Origin of the sequence: Halomonas sp. DP3Y7-2, from assembly GCF_019800795.1 — a bacterium.
Taxonomy (GTDB): Bacteria; Pseudomonadota; Gammaproteobacteria; order Pseudomonadales; family Halomonadaceae; genus Halomonas; species Halomonas litopenaei_A.
Genome location: NZ_JAHVKJ010000002.1, coordinates 179,714 through 201,557, shown reverse-complemented (window position 1 = coordinate 201,557; position 21,844 = coordinate 179,714). Strand labels below are relative to the sequence as shown.

General features: G+C 61.3%; 16 protein-coding genes and 4 tRNA genes. 18 read left to right on the top strand and 2 right to left on the bottom strand.

The window, feature by feature from the left end:
• Positions 1 to 25: 25 nt before the first annotated feature.
• Both nhaC and KUV45_RS04240 read right to left on the bottom strand, forming a co-directional pair.
• The gene (gene nhaC, locus KUV45_RS04245) at positions 26 to 1,519 is read right to left on the bottom strand and encodes a Na+/H+ antiporter NhaC (RefSeq protein WP_206944226.1); all 1,494 of its coding nucleotides are present in this window, start codon (positions 1,517 to 1,519) and stop codon (positions 26 to 28) included.
• Between the two features lie 21 nt (positions 1,520 to 1,540).
• A complete protein-coding gene (locus KUV45_RS04240; protein WP_222164147.1) occupies positions 1,541 to 2,680 on the bottom strand; it encodes a PLP-dependent aspartate aminotransferase family protein in 1,140 nt (379 codons plus the stop codon).
• Positions 2,681 to 2,829: 149 nt separating this feature from the next.
• Between KUV45_RS04240 and KUV45_RS04235 the strand changes: the two genes are divergently transcribed.
• From KUV45_RS04235 to fusA, 18 genes are all read left to right on the top strand, one after another.
• A complete protein-coding gene (locus tag KUV45_RS04235; RefSeq protein WP_222164146.1) occupies positions 2,830 to 3,510 on the top strand; it encodes a FadR/GntR family transcriptional regulator in 681 nt (226 codons plus the stop codon).
• A 246-nt stretch (positions 3,511 to 3,756) separates the two neighbouring features.
• Positions 3,757 to 4,740: a biotin--[acetyl-CoA-carboxylase] ligase gene (locus tag KUV45_RS04230; protein WP_222164145.1), complete on the top strand. Its 984-nt coding sequence runs from the start codon at positions 3,757 to 3,759 to the stop codon at positions 4,738 to 4,740.
• Complete coding sequence (locus KUV45_RS04225) at positions 4,737 to 5,576, top strand: type III pantothenate kinase (protein ID WP_206944222.1); 840 nt, start codon at positions 4,737 to 4,739, stop codon at positions 5,574 to 5,576. The genes KUV45_RS04230 and KUV45_RS04225 overlap by 4 nt, the downstream gene beginning before the upstream one ends.
• Positions 5,577 to 5,896: 320 nt before the next feature.
• Positions 5,897 to 5,980, top strand: a tRNA-Tyr gene (locus tag KUV45_RS04220).
• A gap of 110 nt (positions 5,981 to 6,090) precedes the next feature.
• A tRNA-Gly gene (locus tag KUV45_RS04215) sits at positions 6,091 to 6,164 on the top strand.
• A 39-nt stretch (positions 6,165 to 6,203) separates the two neighbouring features.
• Positions 6,204 to 6,278, top strand: a tRNA-Thr gene (locus KUV45_RS04210).
• A 144-nt stretch (positions 6,279 to 6,422) separates the two neighbouring features.
• A tRNA-Trp gene (locus KUV45_RS04205) sits at positions 6,423 to 6,498 on the top strand.
• Positions 6,499 to 6,570: 72 nt separating this feature from the next.
• A complete protein-coding gene (secE, locus tag KUV45_RS04200) occupies positions 6,571 to 6,939 on the top strand; it encodes a preprotein translocase subunit SecE (protein ID WP_206944221.1) in 369 nt (122 codons plus the stop codon).
• 8 nt (positions 6,940 to 6,947) lie between these two features.
• Positions 6,948 to 7,481 (top strand): transcription termination/antitermination protein NusG, encoded by a 534-nt coding sequence (gene nusG / locus KUV45_RS04195; protein ID WP_222164144.1) that lies wholly within the window; start codon positions 6,948 to 6,950, stop codon positions 7,479 to 7,481.
• A gap of 140 nt (positions 7,482 to 7,621) precedes the next feature.
• A complete protein-coding gene (rplK, locus tag KUV45_RS04190) occupies positions 7,622 to 8,053 on the top strand; it encodes a 50S ribosomal protein L11 (RefSeq protein ID WP_206944219.1) in 432 nt (143 codons plus the stop codon).
• A 2-nt stretch (positions 8,054 to 8,055) separates the two neighbouring features.
• A complete protein-coding gene (gene rplA, locus KUV45_RS04185; RefSeq protein WP_206944218.1) occupies positions 8,056 to 8,748 on the top strand; it encodes a 50S ribosomal protein L1 in 693 nt (230 codons plus the stop codon).
• 262 nt (positions 8,749 to 9,010) lie between these two features.
• Positions 9,011 to 9,514: a 50S ribosomal protein L10 gene (gene rplJ / locus KUV45_RS04180; protein WP_206944217.1), complete on the top strand. Its 504-nt coding sequence runs from the start codon at positions 9,011 to 9,013 to the stop codon at positions 9,512 to 9,514.
• 74 nt (positions 9,515 to 9,588) lie between these two features.
• Positions 9,589 to 9,963, top strand: a complete 375-nt coding sequence (gene rplL, locus KUV45_RS04175; RefSeq protein ID WP_222164143.1) for a 50S ribosomal protein L7/L12 — start codon at positions 9,589 to 9,591, stop codon at positions 9,961 to 9,963.
• A 237-nt stretch (positions 9,964 to 10,200) separates the two neighbouring features.
• Positions 10,201 to 14,280 carry a DNA-directed RNA polymerase subunit beta gene (rpoB, locus tag KUV45_RS04170; RefSeq protein ID WP_222164142.1) on the top strand — a complete coding sequence of 1,360 codons (4,080 nt, stop codon included), beginning with the start codon at positions 10,201 to 10,203 and terminating at the stop codon, positions 14,278 to 14,280.
• Between the two features lie 85 nt (positions 14,281 to 14,365).
• Positions 14,366 to 18,583 carry a DNA-directed RNA polymerase subunit beta' gene (gene rpoC / locus KUV45_RS04165; protein WP_206944214.1) on the top strand — a complete coding sequence of 1,406 codons (4,218 nt, stop codon included), beginning with the start codon at positions 14,366 to 14,368 and terminating at the stop codon, positions 18,581 to 18,583.
• A gap of 147 nt (positions 18,584 to 18,730) precedes the next feature.
• A complete protein-coding gene (rpsL, locus tag KUV45_RS04160) occupies positions 18,731 to 19,105 on the top strand; it encodes a 30S ribosomal protein S12 (RefSeq protein WP_206944213.1) in 375 nt (124 codons plus the stop codon).
• 110 nt (positions 19,106 to 19,215) lie between these two features.
• The gene (gene rpsG, locus KUV45_RS04155; protein ID WP_023007554.1) at positions 19,216 to 19,686 is read left to right on the top strand and encodes a 30S ribosomal protein S7; all 471 of its coding nucleotides are present in this window, start codon (positions 19,216 to 19,218) and stop codon (positions 19,684 to 19,686) included.
• 30 nt (positions 19,687 to 19,716) lie between these two features.
• Complete coding sequence (fusA, locus tag KUV45_RS04150) at positions 19,717 to 21,837, top strand: elongation factor G (RefSeq protein ID WP_206944212.1); 2,121 nt, start codon at positions 19,717 to 19,719, stop codon at positions 21,835 to 21,837.
• Positions 21,838 to 21,844 lie beyond the last annotated feature (7 nt).

The following is a 21,844-nucleotide window of genomic DNA, read 5'->3' as shown; positions in this document are numbered from 1 at the left end:
TCGTCGGGGGCCTTGTGCTTAGCTGTCACTGGGTTGGCCGAGGAGCCTCCCGCGTGGAAGCAGCTGGCTCGCATGGGGCGGACTCGGTGGCGGCGAGTCGGCGGACGCCGTACCAGCCCGTCCAGGGGCCGATCATCGCCAGCAGGATCGAGAACACAATGCCCAGGTAGTTGAACAGGGCCCAGGGTGCGTAATCCAGGGTGGCGACGCCCAAGGTGCCGGCCATGTAGATGGCAGAGACGGTCCAGGGGGCCAGTGGCTCGGGAATCATGCCGCCATCCTCCATGCTGCGTGACAGTACCAGCGGGTGCAGGCGGCGTTTTTGGTACTGCTCGGCGAACAGTTCTCGGGTAAGGAAGAAGGTCACGTAGCTGTTGCCGGTGGCCAGAATGATGGTGCAGCTGGCAGCCAGTGACGCCAGGATCGTGCCACGTGCCGAGCGCACGTAGGCCAGACTGCGGTCAAGCACCACCTTGAGGATGCCGGAGGCCTCAAGGGCTGAGGCAAAGAAGAAGGCACACAGAGCGAACAGCACCGCACCGTGCATGCTGTAGAGGCCGCCGCGATTTAGCAGACTCGCCAGTGCCGCTGGCAGGGTGGAAACGTCAAGGCCCGGGTTGAAGCTGGTCAGCAGACTGACGTTGAAGCCGGACACTGCTGCCTGAGCGACCGCCTCAAGGCTCGCGCCCTGAACGATCATGGCCAGCAGGGCGGCGCAGGCCGAAGCCAGAAACAGCACCACCAGGGTGGGTTTCTTGCGAATCGATCCGTAGAGCACGATGGCCACCGGCAGCAGCAGCAGCGGGTTGAGGCGATAGAGGCCGTCAAGGGTATTGGCACTGGCAGCGATGGCGGCCGGCATACCCGCGCCCAGCTCCATGTTGAGCCCCAGCATCAGGTAGACCACCGCCGCCACCAGGGCGGCGGGGAGCGAGGTGTACATCAGGTTGCGAATATGGCGATAGAGGTCCTCGCCCACCACCATGGAGGCCATGATGGTGGTGTCCGACAGCGGTGACAGCTTGTCGCCGAAGTAGGCGCCGGAGAGCACGGCGCCGGCGGTGATCGCCAGGTTGATGTCCATGGCTGCAGCGATGCCCATGATGGCCACGCCGAGGGTGCCGGCGGACCCCCAGGAGGTGCCGGTGAAGGTGGAGACGATGGCGGTGCCAAGAAATGCCATGACGTAGAGGTAGCGAGGGTCGATCAGCTCCAGGCCATGGTAGATGAAGTAGGGAATGGTGCCCGAGATCATCCAGCTGCCGATGATGATGCCGATGCTGTAGAGCACCAGCAGGGCGGACAGGGCGGTTTTGACCTTGGCGCCCATGATGTCCATGACCCCTTCCCAGGTTCCGCCATGAAGAAGGCTGAACAGGGTGGCGGCGGCACCTAGGGTAATCAGTACCAGCTCGGTGGGAAGGCCCGCTACCACGATGCCGTAGACGATGGCGAAGGCGATGGCGGTGAGCAGCAGCAGGGATGGAGCAAGGCCAGGTTGTCGTTGTGTTGCTGGCATGGGATGTCCTCCTCAGGGTGATCAGTGATCGAGCGCGGTGAACCCCCGCTCCAGGTCGGCGATGATCTCGTCAATGTCTTCCAGCCCGATGGCCAGACGGATCAGTGGCTGGCCGCTACCGTCGGGACGCAGCGGAGACAGGGCGAGGCTTTCGTAGCCACCCCAGCTCACCCCAATTCGCATCAGCTGCAGGGCATTGATGAAGCGTTCCACCCGCGGGTAGCTGGGATCGTGCAAGGCGAAGCTGAGCAGGCCCGAGTGGCCCTTGAGCTGACGTGCCGCCCACTCAGCCGCCGGACCCTGGGCAAGGCTTGGGTGATACACCGCGGCCACCTGTGGATGGGCGTCAAGGAAGGCGGCAATCGCCTGGCCGTTGCGCAGGTGTTCTGCCATTCGCACCGGCAGAGTGCGCAGGCCACGCAGGATCAGCGACGCGCTGTGGGGCGAGAGCGCCGCTCCCAGCAGCTGGTGACCATTAGCGAAGAGCCTGTCGATCACCTCGGCGTTGCCGATGACGGCGCCACCGACCACGTCGCTGTGGCCGCCGATGTACTTCGATAGCGAGTGCACCACCAGGTCGACTCCATGGGTGATCGGCTTCTGGAACAGCGGAGTCGCCCAGGTATTGTCGATCAGCGTCAGAATGCCGTGCTTTCTGGCGATGCGGGCGATGGCCTCGAGATCGGCCAGTTCCATGCGCAGCGATGAAGGGCTCTCTATGTAGATCAGGCGTGTCTCGGGGCGCAGGTGGGCGCCAATGTCCTGGTCGCCGCTGATGCCGTCATGGCTGACGCCGTAGCGTGCCATCTGGTCGAGCAGCTCCACCGCTGGGCCATAGGTCTGATTGATGCGCAGGACGTGATCGCCCTGGCCGAGCAACGAGAACAGGGTGGCGGCGATCGCGCCCATGCCGGAAGCAAAGGCCTTGCACGCCTCGCCCCGCTCCAGTGCGGCCAACTTGTCTTCCAGCAGCTTGACCGTCGGGTTGAGCCCTCTGCTGTAGATGAAGTGCTGGCGCTCGTCCAGCTGGGCACGGCTGAAACTCTCGAGGTCGGGGAAGGTAAAGATGCTGGTCTGGTAGAGCGGAGGCGCCACCGCGCCGTGATGCTCCTGGCGCTGTTCATAGGCATGACTGCAGATATGTCGATCCAGTGGATCCATGGCGCATCCTCGGTAAAGTGGAAAAGGCTATCAGCCTGTCTGATAGGTAAGCTAGCATGGGGGGCCGCAGGCGACAATTGATCCAGAAGGGGTTTACGGCTAACGTCGAAAGGACTCGCCGGCCTCTTCCGATAGTGGACCCCAACTGTATGAAACGACTTTATTTGTCAGACACCGTCGCAGGAGAGATCAGCGCCTACATCGCCGCTAAGGAGCTGGCGCCGGGGACACAGCTACCCTCAATGGGAGAGTGGATGGAGCGGCTTGAGGTAGGTCGCTCGACCCTGAGAGAGGGACTCAAGAAGCTGGAGGCGGAAGGCATCATCGACATCGTCAATGGCAAGGGCCTGTTTGTCAGCGAGCAGCGCACCTTCCAGTTGCTGGCGAGCCTCGGGATCAAGGACGCCAAGGCCCACTTGATCGAGATGCTCGAGGTCCGCGAGGCGCTTGAGGTCCAGGCGATCGTGCTGGCGATACGCCACGCCGCCGATCATCAGCTCGACGCCATGGCCAGCCATCTGGACGATTACCGTCGCGCCAGGGAAAAGGAGGACTTTCTGGGAGTGAGCGAGGCCGACGCCGCCTTTCACCTGGCCATCTACCACGCCTGCGGCAATCGTGTGCTGGTGGGATTGATCCAGATGATGCATGACGAACTGTATCTGTCCTGGGACTCACCGGAAGATCGACTCCGGATATTCGATGCCGGTTTTCCGTTTCATGAAGCCCTGCTGGAGGCCATGCAGCAACGGGACGAGTCGGCGGCGCGGGCTGCGTTTACCGACTTGATCGCGGCAACCCGCCAAAGCGTCGACGCCCTCTCGGCCTGAGCCCTCACAGGTTGTCGAGCCCGTGTCGACGGGGTGACGGCGGCGCCGCCCCCACTGAGGCGTTCACCTCCCAGCCTGGGGCGATCAGCGAGTCCGGGGCCGGCGTCGCAGGGTTCCGAATGGCGATTATCCTAGGAAGGCGACCGAGAGCCGCGTCTGCTCAAGCGTGAGCCGGAATGCGCGCGCATTTCCGGCGCAAGCTGTCTTTCGATAGACTATGCCCTTTTCCCGCGTAAGGGGCGAGGAATGACCATTGGTGAGCTGATCCGGCTGTTGAGTGATGGCGAGTTTCACTCTGGACAGCAGCTGGGCGAGAAGCTGGGGGTGTCCCGAGCGGCGGTGTGGAAGCAGCTGCGCAAGCTCGAGGATCTTGGCATTCCCATGCAAGCGGTGAAAGGGCAGGGGTATCGCCTGGCAGAGCCGTTGGAACTGCTTGAAGGACCGGCGGTGGTGGCGGCGCTGTCCCGTGACTCGCGTCAGCACCTCGCTCGCCTGTTCGTGGAAGACACCCTTCCATCCAGTAACGAGTTTCTGCGCGAGCGCTTTCGTCAGGGCGCTGGGCATGGCGAGGCTTGCCTGGTCGAGCAGCAGTCTGCGGGACGCGGACGACGTGGCCGGATCTGGACGACCCCCTGGGGGCGTACCCTGATGTGTTCCGTGGGCTGGCGCTTTGACGCCGGCGTTGCGGCGCTGGAAGGGCTCAGTCTGGCGATCGGCGTGGTGCTGGCCCAGATGCTGGAGCGCCACGGCTTGAACCCCGCCTTGAAATGGCCGAATGACGTACTGCTTCCCGATGGCCAGGGTAGCTTTGGCAAGTTGGCCGGCATCCTGGTGGAAATGAGCGGAGATGCCGCGGGCCCCTGTGAGGTAGTGCTGGGGATGGGAATCAACGTGGATCTGCCTGATAGCTTCCGGGCGCGCATCGATCAGCCGGTCGCCTGTGTACATGATCAGGCGCCAGGGCTTTCCCGCAACGTCATGGCGGCAGAGCTGCTGGACGGCTTGTTGACCATGCTGGCAGGCTTTGAGGAGAACGGGTTTGCGGCCTGGAAAGACGAGTGGAACGCGCGCCACGCCTTTGCTGGCTGGGATATCGAGATCATCAGGGGCGAGCGCCGGGAGCTCGCCCGGGCGGGAGAAGTGGATGACAACGGCAATCTCTGGGTGCGCAAGGATGAGCAGGATGAGCGCCTTGTCGGAGGAGAGATTAGCGTGCGAGCGCGCCCATGATTCTTGACCTGGATATTGGCAATACTCTGTCCAAATGGCGCCTCAAGGATGCTGATAGCAGCGAGATACGCTCGCGCGGTGCGGTATGGACCCGGGAGGAGTGGAAGCCTGGAGCGGACATCCCGGATCTCGACGTGGTCGAGACCGTGCGGATTTCCAGCGTGGCGCGTCGTTCGGTGCTGGCCCAGACGGAATCGTTGCTGAAGGACAGGGTACGCTCCGTCCACGTGGCACGTTCCTGTCGTGAAGCCCTTGGGGTCACCAACGGCTACCACGAACCCGGACGATTGGGCGTGGATCGCTGGATGGGGGTCCTGGCCGGTTATCAACTGGCGGGAGCCAGCTGCACGGTGGACTGTGGTAGTGCCATCACGGTGGATTTCGTGCTGCCTGGGGGGCGTCATCTTGGGGGCTATATACTCCCTGGGCTTCGTCTCATGAAGGAAAGCCTGAAACTCGGCACACGTAACGTGGCCATCGATCCGGACAGCGAGGCGGACGAGCTGCTGGCGCCAGGCCGGCGCACAGTGGAGGCCGTGAATCACGGGATTTATATGGCGGCTGTGAGTGCCGTCAACCGGATTTACAGTGAAGTGTGCGATCGCGAAGGGGTTGCCCTGCCGATGCTGGTCACGGGAGGGGATGCCCGAGTCGTCTCGAGGGGTATCCAGGTGCCCCACGCCATTTGGCCAGATATGGTCTATGCGGGACTCGAGGCGTGCTTTCCGCTCACCGCAGCAGAGCGTGCTGGCAAGATGGCTGGCGCCCCAGTGCCGCCTGCGCCAGTGGCGCTGGAAAAGATTCGTGCCGGATTAGCCTTCTCGATGCTGCTGTGACAAGGCCGGGAGCCGCGGGCCCCTGGTGTGCTCAGCGACGATGCGTGGGGCGGCTGTCGCCCAGGTCGGGGAGCCGCTCGGGGAAGTCGAGAGTCCTTTTGTCCCACGCCAACAGGCGAGAAGGATGTGGTGTCCGAGCGAAAAAAGCGTTGAGGGCCTTGCGTTATTCGTTGGGCTTTGACACAATGCGCCGCGTTCCAAGGCAGGCGGCGAGGCCGCTGTCCTGTGTCGAGAAGGTGAAAAAGAATCTAGAGGAACGGATTCTTTTTAAAACAGCCACTTGACATCTTGGGGTGAGGCGATAAAATACGTCGCCAGTTGGAGGGGTTCCCGAGTGGCCAAAGGGAGCAGACTGTAAATCTGCCGCGAAAGCTTCGAAGGTTCGAATCCTTCCCCCTCCACCAGATTTTTTTCGATTGCCCTTGGGTGGTCGAAGCGGAGCAGGCGGTCGGACGCTGCCAGGCTGGTCGGGTTCGATGAGCATGTTTCAGCAAGAATGACCTTGGGTCATGATGCGGGCATAGTTCAATGGTAGAACCTCAGCCTTCCAAGCTGATGATGCGGGTTCGATCCCCGCTGCCCGCTCCAGATTTCGGCGTGTGCCGTGTGTGTTGCGCCAAAGAGTGCGCTCATGTAGCTCAGGGGTAGAGCACACCCTTGGTAAGGGTGAGGTCGACGGTTCAAATCCGTCCATGAGCTCCATATAGAAAAGCGAGCCTTGGCTCGCTTTTTCTTTCTCCATCGCGTCTGCAGGGTGGAGTAGGGGTTGCCAGGCAAGCGTTGCTTCGCTATCATGGCGCCCGCTGTTGCAGAGGCTGCCCGCAAAGGGTGGTTTGCATCGAGTACAGGCCAGTAGCTCAATTGGCAGAGCAGCGGTCTCCAAAACCGCAGGTTGGGGGTTCGATTCCCTCCTGGCCTGCCAGTCTTCCCCAGGCTGGCAGTTTTTTATATACTTTCGTGTTTCGATTGCCGCGCCCTGAGGAGTCTCGTTTTCATGAAGCATAACGCCGAGGTGCAGGAGTCGCGCCACGACGGGCTCAAGTGGGCGGTTGTCGTCGTTCTTCTGGTGCTGGCCGTTGTCGGCAACACCTATTTTGCCGACCAGCCGCTTCTGTATCGTGTCCTGGGCGTTGTCGCCCTGTCTGTCGTTGCCGCTCTGGTGGCGCTGATGACCACCAAGGGGCGTGAGCTGGTCGAGCTTGCTCGTAGCGCCAGAAAGGAAATTCAACGTGTCGTCTGGCCGACGCGCCCTGAGACCATTCAGACCACTGCCATTGTGCTGGTGGCTGTGCTGGTAGTCGGGCTGCTGCTCTGGTTGATCGACACGCTGCTCAGCTGGGCGATGTCCGGCGTCATCGGTTAGGAGTCTTCATGTCCAAGCGTTGGTACGTCGTCCACGCCTACTCCGGCTTCGAGAAGCACGTCATGCGCTCGCTGATCGAGCGTGTGAAGATGCATGGCATGGAAGATCGCTTCGGTGAGATTCTGGTGCCGACCGAGGAAGTCGTCGAGATGCGCGACGGCAAGCGCCGCAAGAGTGAGCGCAAGTTCTATCCCGGCTACGTCCTGGTCGAGATGGAAATGGTTGACGAGACCTGGCACCTGGTCAATGAGACTCCGCGAGTCATGGGATTCATTGGCGGTACCAAGGAAAAGCCGGCGCCGATCACTCAGCGTGAAGCTGATGCCATCCTTAGTCGTGTGAGAGATGGTGCGGAAAAGCCGCGGCCCAAGACCATTTTCGAGCCGGGGCAGTCTGTCCGCGTTATCGACGGGCCCTTTGCCGACTTCAATGGCGTGGTCGAAGAGGTCAATTATGATAAGAGCCGTCTGCAGGTCAGTGTGCTGATCTTCGGGCGTGCGACTCCGGTCGAGCTGGAATTTTCCCAGGTCGAGAAGGAGTAAGGCGAACAGCGCGCGGTGGGTCTGTCTAGGCAGGCCCGCCGCGGTGTGCTGTCCGCCTGTAGTCAGTAGGGGTCGTCTGGAATCAGGCGGCCGTTTTGTCCGGGGAGCCGCAAGGCGCTATTACCCAACTGGAGTCCATCATGGCCAAGAAAGTACAGGCTTACATCAAGCTGCAGGTTGCAGCCGGTAAAGCCAATCCGAGTCCCCCCGTGGGTCCCGCGCTGGGTCAGCACGGTGTCAACATCATGGAGTTCTGCAAGGCGTTCAACGCTGAGACGCAGAACATCGAGCCGGGTCTCCCGACTCCCGTGGTCATCACCGTCTACTCCGACCGCAGCTTCACCTTCGTCACCAAGACTCCGCCCGCTGCGGTGCTGCTGAAGAAGGCTGCTGGCATCAAGTCCGGCTCTGGCGAGCCGAACAAGAAGAAGGTCGGTACCGTGACCCGTGAGCAGCTCGAAGAGATCGCCAAGACCAAGGAGCCGGATCTGACGGCTGCCGATCTCGACGCCGCGGTGCGTACCATTGCTGGTAGCGCCCGTAGCATGGGCCTCAACGTGGAGGGTCTCTGATCATGGCTAAGCTTACCAAGCGCGCAAAGCAGATTCGCGACAAGGTTGACGCCAACAAGGCTTACTCTGTCGACGAGGCCGTGGCACTGCTCTCCGAGCTGTCCACCGTCAAGTTCAAGGAATCCCTGGACGTCGCTATCAACCTGGGTGTTGATCCGCGTAAATCTGACCAGGTGGTTCGCGGTGCAACCGTGATGCCTAACGGTACTGGCAAGGACGTGCGCGTTGCCGTCTTTACCCAGGGTGCCAACGAAGAAGCCGCCAAGGAAGCCGGTGCCGACATCGTCGGTATGGACGACCTGGCCGAGCAGGTCAAGAAAGGCCAGCTCGACTTCGACGTGGTCATCGCTTCTCCTGACGCCATGCGTGTGGTCGGTCAGCTGGGTCAGATCCTGGGTCCGCGCGGCCTGATGCCGAACCCCAAGGTCGGTACCGTGACCCCTGACGTTGCTACCGCCGTCAAGAACGCCAAGGCCGGTCAGGTGCGCTTCCGTACCGACAAGAACGGCATCATCCACGCTACCCTGGGCAAGGTCGATTTCGACGCCGACGCCATCAAGGGCAACCTGGATGCGCTGATCGCCGATCTGAAGAAGCTCAAGCCGAGCACTTCCAAGGGCGTGTACTTCAAGAAGATGACCCTGTCCACTACCATGGGCCCGGGTCTGACTGTCGATCACTCCGCGCTGGTGTGATGCGACACAACAGGCAAGACACTTTGCGGTCCCCGTGCCGGGTGAATCACCCGGCCGGCGGGGCACCGTCAAAGACCGCAGGCGCCGCCGTCTGACCCTCGGGTTGAACGCGGCTTAATCGCCCTCAGGGCACCTGCGCAGATGGTGTTGCCGCCAGGCATCTGGTGAGCACCATCCAAGAAGCCCCTCTTCTTTGAGTTGTCGAGAAGGGGAGATGGTAACCACCGGAGCCCTCGGGTTCCGGCACGAAGGAGTGATCACAGTGGCACTAGCACTCGAAGGCAAGAAGGCAATTGTTGCCGAGGTCAGTGAAGTCGCCAAGGATGCACTCTCCGTCGTAGTTGCCGACTCTCGCGGCGTCGCGGTCCACAAGATGACCGAACTGCGCAAGCAGGCTCGCGAGAATGGCGTCCAGGTGCGCGTTGTGCGTAACACCCTGGCACGCCGCGCCCTGGCCGGTACTCCCTGGGAGTGCCTGTCAGAGTCTTTCGTAGGTCCGACCATGCTGGCCTTCTCCAATGAGCACCCGGGCGCTGCCGCCCGTCTGTTCAAGGAGTTCGCTAAGGATGAGAAGAACTTCGAAGTCAAGGCGCTGGCCTATGAAGGTGAGCTGATCCCGGCAAGCGATATCGACCGTCTGGCAACTCTGCCGACGTACGATGAGGCGATCGCCAAGCTGATGTCCGTCATGAAGGAAGCTTCTGCCGGCAAGCTGGTTCGTACCCTCGCTGCGCTGCGCGACCAGAAGCAGGAAGAAGCCGCTTAAGGCTCCCTGTCGACCGACCACGATCCACGCGTTCTCGGAAAACCGGGACGCCCGCAAAGTTAGGAATCTAGACAATGGCACTGACCAAAGAAGATATCATCAACGCCGTCTCCGACATGTCCGTGATGGAAGTTGTCGAGCTGATCGAAGCGATGGAAGAGAAGTTCGGCGTTAGCGCTGCCGCCGCTGTTGTGGCTGGCCCGGGTGCTGGCGGCGACGCTGCTGCTGCCGAAGAGCAGACCGAGTTCGACCTGGTGCTGACCTCTGCTGGCGACAAGAAAGTGAACGTCATCAAGGCCGTCCGCGAGATCACTGGTCTTGGCCTGAAGGAAGCCAAGGGCGCCGTCGACGGTGCTCCGGCGACCATCAAGGAAGCGATGAGCAAAGACGACGCAGAAGAAGCCAAGAAGAAGTTGGAAGAAGCCGGCGCTTCCGTGGAGCTCAAGTAATCCTTGTGCCCATGGCTTCACGCGCTGCGTAAGCTTCCACGGCTGGTGGCGGGACGCCCGCTACCGGCCTTTTTCTGTTGTCACTAGCTGCCTGTCCAACATCGGTCATGTAGCTTGCAGAATTCCGACGGCGAGTCACTCATTCCGAGGACTTGCCGTCAGCGCCTGACGGAGACCGTCCGTCGGGTGGCGCCGACACGCATCGGTCACCCATGGTGAACAAGCTGGGGAATACAGATGGCTTACTCATACACTGAGAAAAAACGCATCCGCAAGGATTTCGGCAAACTGCCCCAAGTGATGGATGTGCCTTACCTGCTGGCCATCCAGCTTGATTCCTACTACGACTTTCTCCAGCAGGACCGCTCCCCTGAGGAGCGCATGGAGGTAGGCCTGCACGCCGCCTTCAAGTCCGTGTTCCCGATCGAGAGCTTCTCCGGCAACGCCGCGCTCGAGTACGTGAGCTACCGCTTCGGCACTCCGGCGTTCGACGTCAAGGAATGCCAGCTGCGCGGTGTCACCTATTCCGCTCCCCTGCGTGTCAAGGTCCGCCTGATCATCTACGACAAAGAGTCGTCGAACAAGGCCATCAAGGACATCAAGGAGCAGGAAGTCTACATGGGGGAAATCCCCCTGATGACCGAGAACGGTACCTTTGTCGTGAATGGTACCGAGCGGGTCATCGTGTCCCAGCTGCACCGTAGTCCCGGCGTGTTCTTTGATCACGACAAGGGCAAGAGCCATAGCTCCGGCAAGCTTCTGTACTCTGCTCGCGTGATTCCTTACCGCGGCTCCTGGCTGGACTTCGAGTTTGATCCGAAGGACAACGTCTTCGTGCGTATTGACCGTCGCCGCAAGCTGCCGGCGTCTGTTCTGCTGCGCGCGCTGGGCATGAGTGCCGAAGAGATTCTCGACGAGTTCTTCGACACCAGCACCTTCCACATCGAGAAGTCTGGCTTCTCTGTGGAGCTGGTGCCGTCGCGTCTGCGCGGCGAAACGGCCACCTTTGACATCAAGGGTGCCGACGGTGAGGTCATCGTCGAGGAAGGTCGTCGTGTTACTCAGAAGCACATTCGTCAGCTGGAGAAGGCTGGCCTTGAGCGTCTTGAAGTGCCGATGGATTACCTGTTCGGCAAGACCCTGGCCAAGGATCAGATCAATCCGGCCACGGGTGAGCTGATCTGCCCCTGCAACACCGAGATCACTCCAGAAATTCTGGAAGGCCTCGGGCGGGCCGGCATTACTACCATCGAAACGCTCTATACCAACGATCTGGACTGCGGTCCCTTCGTCTCCGACACGCTGAAGCTGGATACCACCGGCTCGCAGCTCGAGGCGTTGGTGGAAATCTACCGCATGATGCGTCCTGGCGAGCCGCCCACCAAGGAAGCCGCCGAGACGCTGTTCAACAACCTGTTCTTCACTGAAGACCGTTACGACCTGTCCGGCGTCGGTCGCATGAAGTTCAACCGTCGTCTGCGTCGTGAGTCCGACACCGGTTCCGGTGTGCTTGACCGTGCTGACATCCTGGATGTGCTGCGCGAGTTGATCAACATCCGTAACGGCTTCGGCGACGTCGATGATATCGACCACCTGGGTAACCGTCGTATTCGCTGCGTCGGTGAAATGGCAGAAAACCAGTTCCGTGTTGGCCTGGTGCGCGTCGAGCGTGCGGTCAAGGAGCGTCTGTCCATGGCCGAAAGCGAAGGCCTGATGCCCCAGGACCTGATCAATGCCAAGCCGGTGGCCGCTGCGGTGAAGGAGTTCTTTGGCTCCTCCCAGCTGTCCCAGTTCATGGACCAGAACAACCCGCTGTCCGAGGTGACCCACAAGCGTCGTGTGTCCGCTCTCGGCCCGGGTGGTCTGACCCGTGAGCGCGCAGGCTTCGAGGTGCGTGACGTTCACGCGACTCACTACGGCCGTCTGTGCCCGATCGAGACCCCTGAAGGTCCGAACATCGGTCTGATCAACTCGCTGGCGACCTACAGTCACACCAACAGCTACGGTTTCCTCGAGACCCCGTACCGTAAGGTCGTGGACGGTGTGGTCACCGACGACGTGGTCCACCTGTCGGCCATCGAGGAAGGTGACTTCGTCATCGCCCAGGCGTCTGCCACCGTCAACGGTGACAACAAGCTGGTCGACGACCTGGTCCAGGTCCGTCACCGCGGTGAAACCACCTTCATGCGTCCTGAGCAAGTGACGCTGATGGACGTGTCTCCGCGTCAGGTCGTCTCTGTGGCAGCGGCGCTGATCCCGTTCCTTGAGCACGATGATGCTAACCGCGCCCTGATGGGTGCGAACATGCAGCGTCAGGCGGTGCCCACCCTGCGTGCCGACAAGCCGCTGGTCGGTACCGGCATGGAGCGCTTCGTCGCCCGTGACTCCGGCGTCTGTGCCGTGGCTCGTCGTGGCGGCGTGATCGACTCGGTCGACGCCAAGCGCATCGTGGTGCGGGTCAATGAAGATGAGATCATCGGCGGTGAAGCCGGCGTCGATATCTACAACCTGACCAAGTACCTGCGCTCTAACCAGAACACCTGTCAGAACCAGCGCCCGATCGTGCGTCCTGGTGACAACGTGGCACGCGGTGACATCCTGGCCGACGGCCCGTCTGTCGACATGGGTGATCTGGCGCTTGGCCAGAACATGCGCATCGCCTTCATGCCCTGGAACGGCTACAACTTCGAGGACTCCATCCTGCTGTCCGAGCGGGTCGTCCAGGAAGACCGTTTCACCACCATCCACATCCAGGAACTGACCTGTGTGTCGCGCGACACCAAGCTGGGGCCGGAAGAAATTACTTCCGATATCCCCAACGTCGGTGAGTCGGCACTCGGCAAGCTGGATGAAGCCGGCGTCGTGTACATCGGTGCCGAGGTGGGTGCAGGCGATATCCTGGTCGGTAAGGTCACCCCCAAGGGTGAAACCCAGCTGACTCCGGAAGAGAAGCTGCTGCGTGCCATCTTTGGTGAGAAGGCGTCCGACGTTAAGGACACCTCCCTGCGTGCCCCCACCGGCATGAAGGGTACCGTCATCGACGTTCAGGTGTTCACCCGCGACGGCGTCGAGAAGGACTCCCGTGCGCTGTCCATCGAGCAGATGCAGCTCGACGAAGTGCGCAAGGACCTTCAGGAAACCTACCGCATCGCGGAAGATGCCACCTTCGAGCGTCTCAAGCGCACGCTGTCTGGCCAGCCGGTCAACGGTGGTCCGCGTCTGTCCAAGGGCGACGTGCTGTCCGACGCCTATCTCGAGGAGCTCCCGCGTCAGCAGTGGTTCAAGCTGCGCATGCAGGACGAGAAGCTCAATGAACTGCTGGCCCAGGCCGACGAGCAGCTCGAGAACCGTCGCAAGGAAATGGACGAGCGCTTTGAAGACAAGAAGCGCAAGCTGACTCAGGGCGATGACCTGGCGCCGGGCGTGCTCAAGATCGTCAAGGTCTACCTGGCCATCAAGCGTCGTCTGCAGCCGGGTGACAAGATGGCCGGCCGTCACGGTAACAAGGGTGTCATCTCGGCCATCATGCCGATCGAGGACATGCCGTTCGACGATAACGGTGAGCCGATCGACGTCGTGCTGAACCCGCTGGGCGTACCGTCGCGTATGAACGTTGGTCAGATCCTCGAGACCCACCTGGGTATGGCTGCCCGTGGGCTTGGTGTGAAGATCGAGCACATGCTGCGTGACGCTCGCGAGCAACAGCTCGGCCAGCTGCGCGAGTTCCTGGGGCAGGTGTACAACTCCACCCAGGGCACCCGCGTCGAAGAGATCGAGTCGCTGACCGATGACGAGGTCATCGCGCTGGCCAAGAACCTGAAGAAGGGCGTGCCGATGGCGACGCCGGTGTTCGACGGTGCCAAGGAGCACGAGATCAAGCACCTGCTGAAGCTGGCCGACCTGCCGGATTCTGGTCAGATGACGCTGTATGACGGGCGTACCGGTGAGTCGTTCGATCGTCCGGTGACCGTGGGCTACATGTACATGCTCAAGCTCAACCACCTGGTCGACGACAAGATGCACGCGCGTTCCACCGGCTCCTACTCGCTGGTCACCCAGCAGCCGCTGGGCGGCAAGGCGCAGTTCGGTGGTCAGCGCTTTGGTGAGATGGAGGTCTGGGCCCTGGAGGCCTACGGCGCCGCTTACACTCTGCAGGAAATGCTCACGGTCAAGTCCGATGACGTGGAAGGTCGTACCAAGATGTACAAGAGCATCGTGGATGGCGACCACACCATGCAGGCGGGCATGCCGGAATCCTTCAACGTACTCGTGAAGGAAATCCGCTCGCTGGGCATCGATATCGAACTGGAGAGCTGAGGCGGCCCGAAAGGCGCTTCAATGAATGACGGTCCGCGGGGGCGCAAGCCCCCGCCCATGACAACTCCGCAACGGAGCCGACCTAATGAAAGATTTGGTGAAAGTCCTCAAATCGCAGTCTCAGTCCGACGAGTTCGATGCGATCAAGATTACGCTCGCGTCGCCGGACATGATCCGCTCCTGGTCCTTTGGCGAGGTCAAGAAGCCGGAGACCATCAACTATCGGACGTTCAAGCCCGAGCGTGATGGCCTGTTCTGTGCCAAGATCTTTGGCCCGGTGAAGGACTACGAGTGCCTGTGCGGCAAGTACAAGCGCATGAAGCACCGCGGCATCATCTGCGAAAAGTGTGGCGTTGAAGTCACCAAGGCCGCCGTGCGTCGTGAGCGCATGGGGCACATCGAGCTGGCAAGCCCTGTCGCGCACATCTGGTTCTTGAAGTCGCTGCCGTCGCGTATCGGCATGCTGATGGACATGACCCTGCGTGACATCGAGCGTGTGCTCTATTTCGAGAGCTTCATGGTCGTCGATCCCGGCATGACCACCCTCGAGCGTGGCCAGCTGCTCAACGACGAGCAGTATTTCGAGGCCCTCGAGGAATTCGGCGATGACTTCGATGCCCGCATGGGTGCCGAAGCCGTCCAGGCCATGCTCAAGGATATCGATCTCGAGGAAGAGATCGAGCGCCTGCGTGAAGAGATTCCGCAGACCAATTCCGAGACCAAGATCAAGAAACTGTCCAAGCGCCTCAAGCTGCTCGAAGCCTTCCAGGGCTCTGGCAACGACCCGGCGTGGATGGTGATGGAAGTGCTGCCTGTCCTGCCCCCGGACCTGCGTCCGCTGGTGCCGCTGGACGGTGGTCGCTTCGCGACCTCGGATCTGAACGATCTGTACCGTCGCGTGATCAACCGTAACAACCGCCTGAAGCGTCTGCTCGACCTCAACGCGCCGGACATCATCGTGCGCAACGAGAAGCGCATGCTGCAGGAGTCCGTGGATGCGCTGCTCGACAACGGTCGTCGCGGTCGTGCCATCACCGGTTCCAACAAGCGCCCGCTCAAGTCGCTGGCCGACATGATCAAGGGTAAGCAGGGGCGTTTCCGTCAGAACCTGCTGGGTAAGCGTGTCGACTACTCCGGTCGTTCCGTTATCACCGTGGGTCCGACCCTGCGTCTGCACCAGTGCGGTCTGCCCAAGAAGATGGCGCTGGAGCTGTTCAAGCCGTTCATCTACTCCAAGCTGCAGGCAAGCGGCCAGGCGTCCACCATCAAGGCCGCCAAGAAGATGGTCGAGCGCGAGCTGCCGGAAGTGTGGGACATCCTCGCTGACGTCATTCGCGAGCACCCGGTGCTGCTGAACCGTGCGCCGACCCTGCACCGTCTCGGCATCCAGGCCTTCGAGCCGCTGCTGATCGAAGGCAAGGCGATCCAGCTCCACCCGCTGGTGTGTGCTGCCTACAACGCCGACTTTGACGGTGACCAGATGGCCGTTCACGTACCGCTGACGCTGGAAGCCCAGCTCGAGGCGCGTGCGCTGATGATGGCCACCAACAACGTGCTGTCGCCGGCCAACGGCGAGCCGATCATCGTGCCTTCCCAGGACGTGGTGTTGGGTCTGTACTACATGACCCGTGAGCGCATCAACGCTAAGGGCGAGGGCATGGTGTTCTCCGACCTCAACGAGGTCGAGCGCGCCTTCGGCACCCAGAGTGTATCGCTGCACGCCCGCGTCAAGGTTCGTCTGGACGAAGTGGATGTCGACGAGGAGACCGGCGAGCGCAGCGAGCACCGCCGCCTGCGTGACACCACGGTCGGTCGTGCGCTGCTGTTCCGCATTCTGCCGGAAGGGGTGCCCTTCGACCTGGTCGATCAGGCCATGAAGAAGAAGGCCATCTCCAAGCTGATCAACGAAGTGTATCGCCGTGCCGGTCTCAAGGCAGCGGTCATCTTTGCTGACCAGCTGATGTACACCGGTTTCCGTCTGGCGACCTGGTCCGGCGCCTCCATCGGCGTCAACGACTTCGTCATCCCGGACGCCAAGGCTGAGATCGTTGAGGCGGCTGAGGAAGAGGTCAAGGAAATCGAGGACCAGTTCTCCTCCGGTCTGGTGACCGCGGGCGAGAAGTACAACAAGGTCATCGATATCTGGGCGCGTGCCAACGACCAGGTCGCCAAGGCCATGATGGCGGGCATCTCCAAGGAGACCGTGGTCGATCGTGAAGGCAAGGAAGTCGAACAGGACTCCTTCAACAGCGTCTTCATCATGGCCGACTCCGGTGCCCGTGGTAGTGCCGCCCAGATCCGTCAGCTGGCGGGTATGCGTGGCCTGATGGCCAAGCCGGACGGCTCGATCATCGAGACCCCGATCGTCGCCAACTTCCGTGAAGGTCTGAACGTACTGCAGTACTTCATCTCGACCCACGGTGCACGTAAAGGTCTGGCGGATACGGCCCTCAAGACGGCCAACTCCGGTTACCTGACACGCCGTCTGGTCGACGTGGCGCAGGACATGGTCATCACCGAGACCGACTGTGGTACCGAGCACGGCCTGACCCTGCACCCGGTCATCGAAGGCGGTGACATCATCGTCTCGCTGGCTCAGCGTGTACTCGGCCGCGTGGTCGCCCAGGACGTCATCGACCCGAGCACCGACGAAGTGCTGATCCCGCGCGGCACCCTGTTGGACGAGGCCTGGTGTGCCCAGCTCGATACCATGGGCGTCGACGAGATCATCGTGCGCAGCACCATCACCTGTGAAACCAGTCACGGTGTGTGTTCTTCCTGCTACGGTCGTGACCTGGCCCGTGGTCATCAGGTCAATATCGGTGAGTCGGTCGGCGTTATCGCCGCCCAGTCCATCGGGGAGCCTGGTACCCAGCTGACCATGCGTACCTTCCACATCGGTGGTGCCGCCTCGCGGGCCTCTGCGGTGGACAGCGTTCAGGTCAAGCACGGTGGCAAGGTCCGCCTGCACAACATCAAGTATGTTGAGCGCGCCGACGGCAAGCTGGTGGTGGTGTCTCGCTCCAGTGCCCTGGCGGTAGCCGATGAGCACGGTCGTGAGCGCGAGTACTACAAGCTGCCCTACGGTGCTGAGCTGTCGGTACGTGACGGTGATGCAGTGGATGCCGGCCAGTCAGTGGCCAAGTGGGATCCGCACACTCACCCGATCGTGGCCGAGGCAGAAGGTCAGGTGCACTACGTCGACATGGACGAAGGCCTGACCATGCACCGCAGCGTCGATGAGATGACCGGCCTGTCCTCGATCGAAATCATCGAGTCCGCCGCTCGCCCGATGGCAGGTCGCGACAAGCGCCCGATGATCATGCTCAATGACGCTGGCGGCAAGCCGGTGACCGTGACCGGTAGCGATACGCCCGTGCAGTATCCGCTGCCCGGTAACGCCATCGTCACCGTCGACAATGGCTCAGCCATCGGCGTGGGTGAAATCGTCGCTCGTATCCCGGTGGAAGCGTCCGGTAACAAGGACATCACCGGTGGTCTGCCGCGCGTGGCCGACCTGTTCGAAGCGCGTAAGCCGAAAGAGCCGGCGATCCTGGCCGAAATCAGCGGTGTGATCAGCTTCGGCAAGGAAACCAAGGGTAAGCGTCGCCTGACGATCACCCCGTCCGAAGGCGATCCTTTCGAGATGCTGATTCCCAAGTGGCGTCAGATTGCCGTCTTCGAGGGTGAGTCGGTCGAGAAGGGTGAGGTGATCTCGGACGGCCCGAGCAACCCCCATGACATCCTGCGCCTGCTCGGCATCGCCGAACTGGCCAAGTACATCGTGGCCGAAGTTCAGGACGTCTATCGTCTGCAGGGCGTTGGCATCAACGACAAGCACATCGAAGTGATCGTGCGTCAGATGCTGCGCAAGGTCGAAATCACCGACGCTGGTGATTCCGACTTCATCCCGGGTGATCAGGTCGAGCTGGTCCGCGTGCTGGAGCAAAATGGCGAGCTCCAGACGAAGGACAAGTTCCAGGCCAAGTACCAGCGCCTGCTGCTGGGTATCACCAAGGCCAGCCTGGCCACCGAGTCGTTCATCTCCGCGGCCTCCTTCCAGGAGACAACCCGCGTGCTGACCGAGGCGGCGGTAACCGGCAAGCGCGACTATCTGCGCGGCCTGAAGGAAAACGTGGTGGTGGGACGTCTGATCCCGGCCGGTACCGGTCTGACCCATCACGAGGAGCGTCGCCGCAAGCGTGAAGACGCCGAGCGACTGCTCCAGCCGTCTGCGTACGATGTCGAGCAGGAGCTGGGTGCCCAGCTTACCGCGCTGGACTCGGACGACGACGAGATCTGATGTCGGCATAAGCCTGGAGCCTTTGCGGCTCCGGGCTTGACGCGCCTTGGCATCAGCCAGTAGAATGCGCAGCCTTTAACAGTGGGGTGGGTGTATCCGCGCCACTGTGAAAAGGCTTAGGCAACCCATTGGAGTCAGCTAACAGCTATGGCAACGATTAATCAGCTCGTGCGCAAGCCGCGCAAGCGCCAGGCCGCGAAGACCGACGTGCCTGCGCTTCAGGCCTGCCCGCAGAAGCGCGGCGTCTGTACCCGCGTCTACACCACCACCCCGAAGAAGCCGAACTCCGCACTGCGGAAGGTCTGCCGTGTGCGCCTGACCAACGGCTACGAGGTGTCCTCTTACATCGGCGGTGAAGGCCACAACCTGCAGGAGCACTCTGTGGTCCTGATCCGTGGCGGTCGAGTAAAGGACCTTCCGGGTGTGCGTTATCACACCGTTCGCGGCGCTCTCGACACCTCCGGTGTCCAGAACCGTAAGCAGGGCCGTTCCAAGTACGGTACCAAGCGTCCGAAGTCCTAAGGGCTACGTCGCTTCCATTACCAGATTGACCCGGTCTGATAAGAGTAAGGTCGAGCCGCCTATCGCGTGTCTCGGGTTTACCTGAAGGACCCTTCAACCGAGGGCTTATCATGCCTAGAAGAAGAGTTGCGGCCAAGCGCGAGATTCTGCCGGATCCTAAGTTCGGATCCGAGCGTCTGGCCAAGTTCATGAACCACCTGATGATCAGCGGCAAGAAGTCCGTAGCTGAGCGTATCGTCTATGGTGCGCTGGACAGGGTTGCCGAGCGTTCCAATGAAGAGCCGCTGGAGATCTTCGACAAGGCGCTGGAAACGATCCAGCCGATGGTCGAGGTGAAGTCTCGCCGCGTTGGCGGTGCGACCTATCAGGTGCCGGTCGAAGTCCGTCCGTCCCGCCGCCAGGCGCTTGCCATGCGCTGGCTGGTGGACGCCGCTCGCCGTCGTGGCGAGAAGACCATGGTGCAGCGTCTGGCTGGCGAAATGCTGGATGCAGCCGAAGGCAAGGGTTCGGCAGTCAAGAAGCGTGAAGACGTGCATCGCATGGCAGAAGCCAACAAGGCCTTCTCTCACTACCGCTTCTAAAGCGCATCGCCAACCAACGGGAGTTACATCGTGGCTCGCAAGACTCCGCTTAAGCGTTACCGCAATATCGGTATCGTGGCCCACGTCGACGCCGGTAAGACGACTACTACCGAGCGTGTCCTGTTCTATACCGGTCTGTCCCACAAGGTCGGTGAGGTCCATGAGGGCGCTGCCACCATGGACTGGATGGAGCAGGAGCAGGAGCGTGGTATCACTATCACCTCCGCGGCGACTACCTGCTTCTGGCAGGGCATGAACAAGCAGTTCGATGAGCACCGCATCAACATCATCGACACTCCTGGACACGTTGACTTCACCATCGAAGTCGAGCGTTCCCTGCGTGTTCTTGACGGTGCCGTCGTCGTGCTGTGTGGCTCCTCCGGTGTGCAGCCGCAGACCGAGACCGTCTGGCGCCAGGCCAACAAGTACGAAGTTCCGCGCATGGTGTTCGTCAACAAGATGGACCGTAGCGGCGCTGACTTCTTCATGGTCGTCAACCAGCTGAAGGATCGTCTTGGCGCCAACGTCGTGCCGATCCAGATCAACTGGGGCTCCGAGGACGAGTTCAAGGGCGTTATCGACCTCATCCAGATGAAGGCCATCCTGTGGGATGAAGACAACTTCGGGATGAACTACGACCTCGTTGATATCCCGGCGGAGCTCCAGGAGACCGCTGAAGAGTATCGCGAGCAGATGGTCGAGGCCGCCGCCGAGGCGTCCGAAGAGCTGATGGAGAAGTACCTCGAAGAGGGCGAGCTGACCATCGACGAGATCAAGGCTGGTCTGCGTCGTCGTACTCTCGACAACGAGATCGTGCTGGTCACCTGTGGTTCTGCGTTCAAGAACAAGGGTGTTCAGGCCGTTCTCGATGGCGTCATCGAGTACATGCCGTCTCCCACCGAGGTCAAGGCGATCGAAGGTGAGCTGGACGACAAGGACGGCACCATCGCGACTCGTGAAGCCGACGACAGCGCTCCGTTCGCTGCGCTGGCGTTCAAGATCGCGACCGACCCCTTCGTTGGTACCCTGACCTTCATTCGCGTCTACTCTGGCGTGCTGAAGTCCGGTGACAGCGTCTACAACTCCGTCAAGCAGAAGAAGGAGCGCGTCGGTCGTATCGTCCAGATGCACTCCAACTCTCGCGAGGAGATCAAGGAAGTTCTGGCTGGCGACATCGCCGCCTGTATCGGCCTGAAAGACGTGACCACCGGTGACACCCTGTGCGACCTGAACGACAAGATCGTTCTCGAGCGCATGGAGTTCCCGGATCCGGTTATCTCTGTCGCGGTCGAGCCTAAGTCCAAGGCTGACCAGGAAAAGATGGGTATTGCACTGGGCAAGCTGGCCCAGGAAGATCCGTCCTTCCAGGTCAAGACCGACGAAGAGACTGGCCAGACCATCATCTCCGGCATGGGTGAGCTTCACCTGGACATCATCGTTGACCGCATGCGTCGCGAGTTCAAGGTGGAAGCCAACATCGGTAAGCCGCAGGTGGCCTATCGCGAGACGATTCGTCAGAGCGTCGAGCAGGAAGGCAAGTTCGTTCGTCAGTCCGGTGGTCGCGGTCAGTACGGTCACGTACACCTGCGTATCGAGCCGTTGACGGCCGAAGACAAGGGCGACGACGAAGATATGCACTTCAAGTTCGCTTCCGAGATCGTCGGCGGTGTGGTTCCCAAGGAATACGTACCGGCCGTCGAGAAAGGGGCCTATGAGCAGCTCCAGAACGGTGTCATCGCGGGCTACCCGATGATCGACGTTAAGGTGACGCTGTTCGACGGTTCCTACCATGACGTGGACTCCAACGAGACCGCGTTCAAGGTCGCCTCTTCCATGGCGATCAAGCAAGGCGCACCCAAGGCCAAGGCAGTTCTGCTCGAGCCGGTGATGAAGGTCGAGGTCGTGACCCCTGAAGAATTCATGGGTGACGTCATGGGCGACCTGAACCGCCGTCGGGGCCTGGTCCAGGGTATGGATGACTCTTCCTCTGGTAAGGTCATTCGCGCCACCGTGCCGCTGGCTGAGATGTTCGGTTACGCAACCGATCTGCGCTCTCAGACCCAGGGCCGCGCAAGCTACACCATGGAGTTTGCGGACTACGAAGAGGCGCCGTCCAGCGTCGTTGAAGCCGTCATCAACCAGAACGGTTAACCGTTAG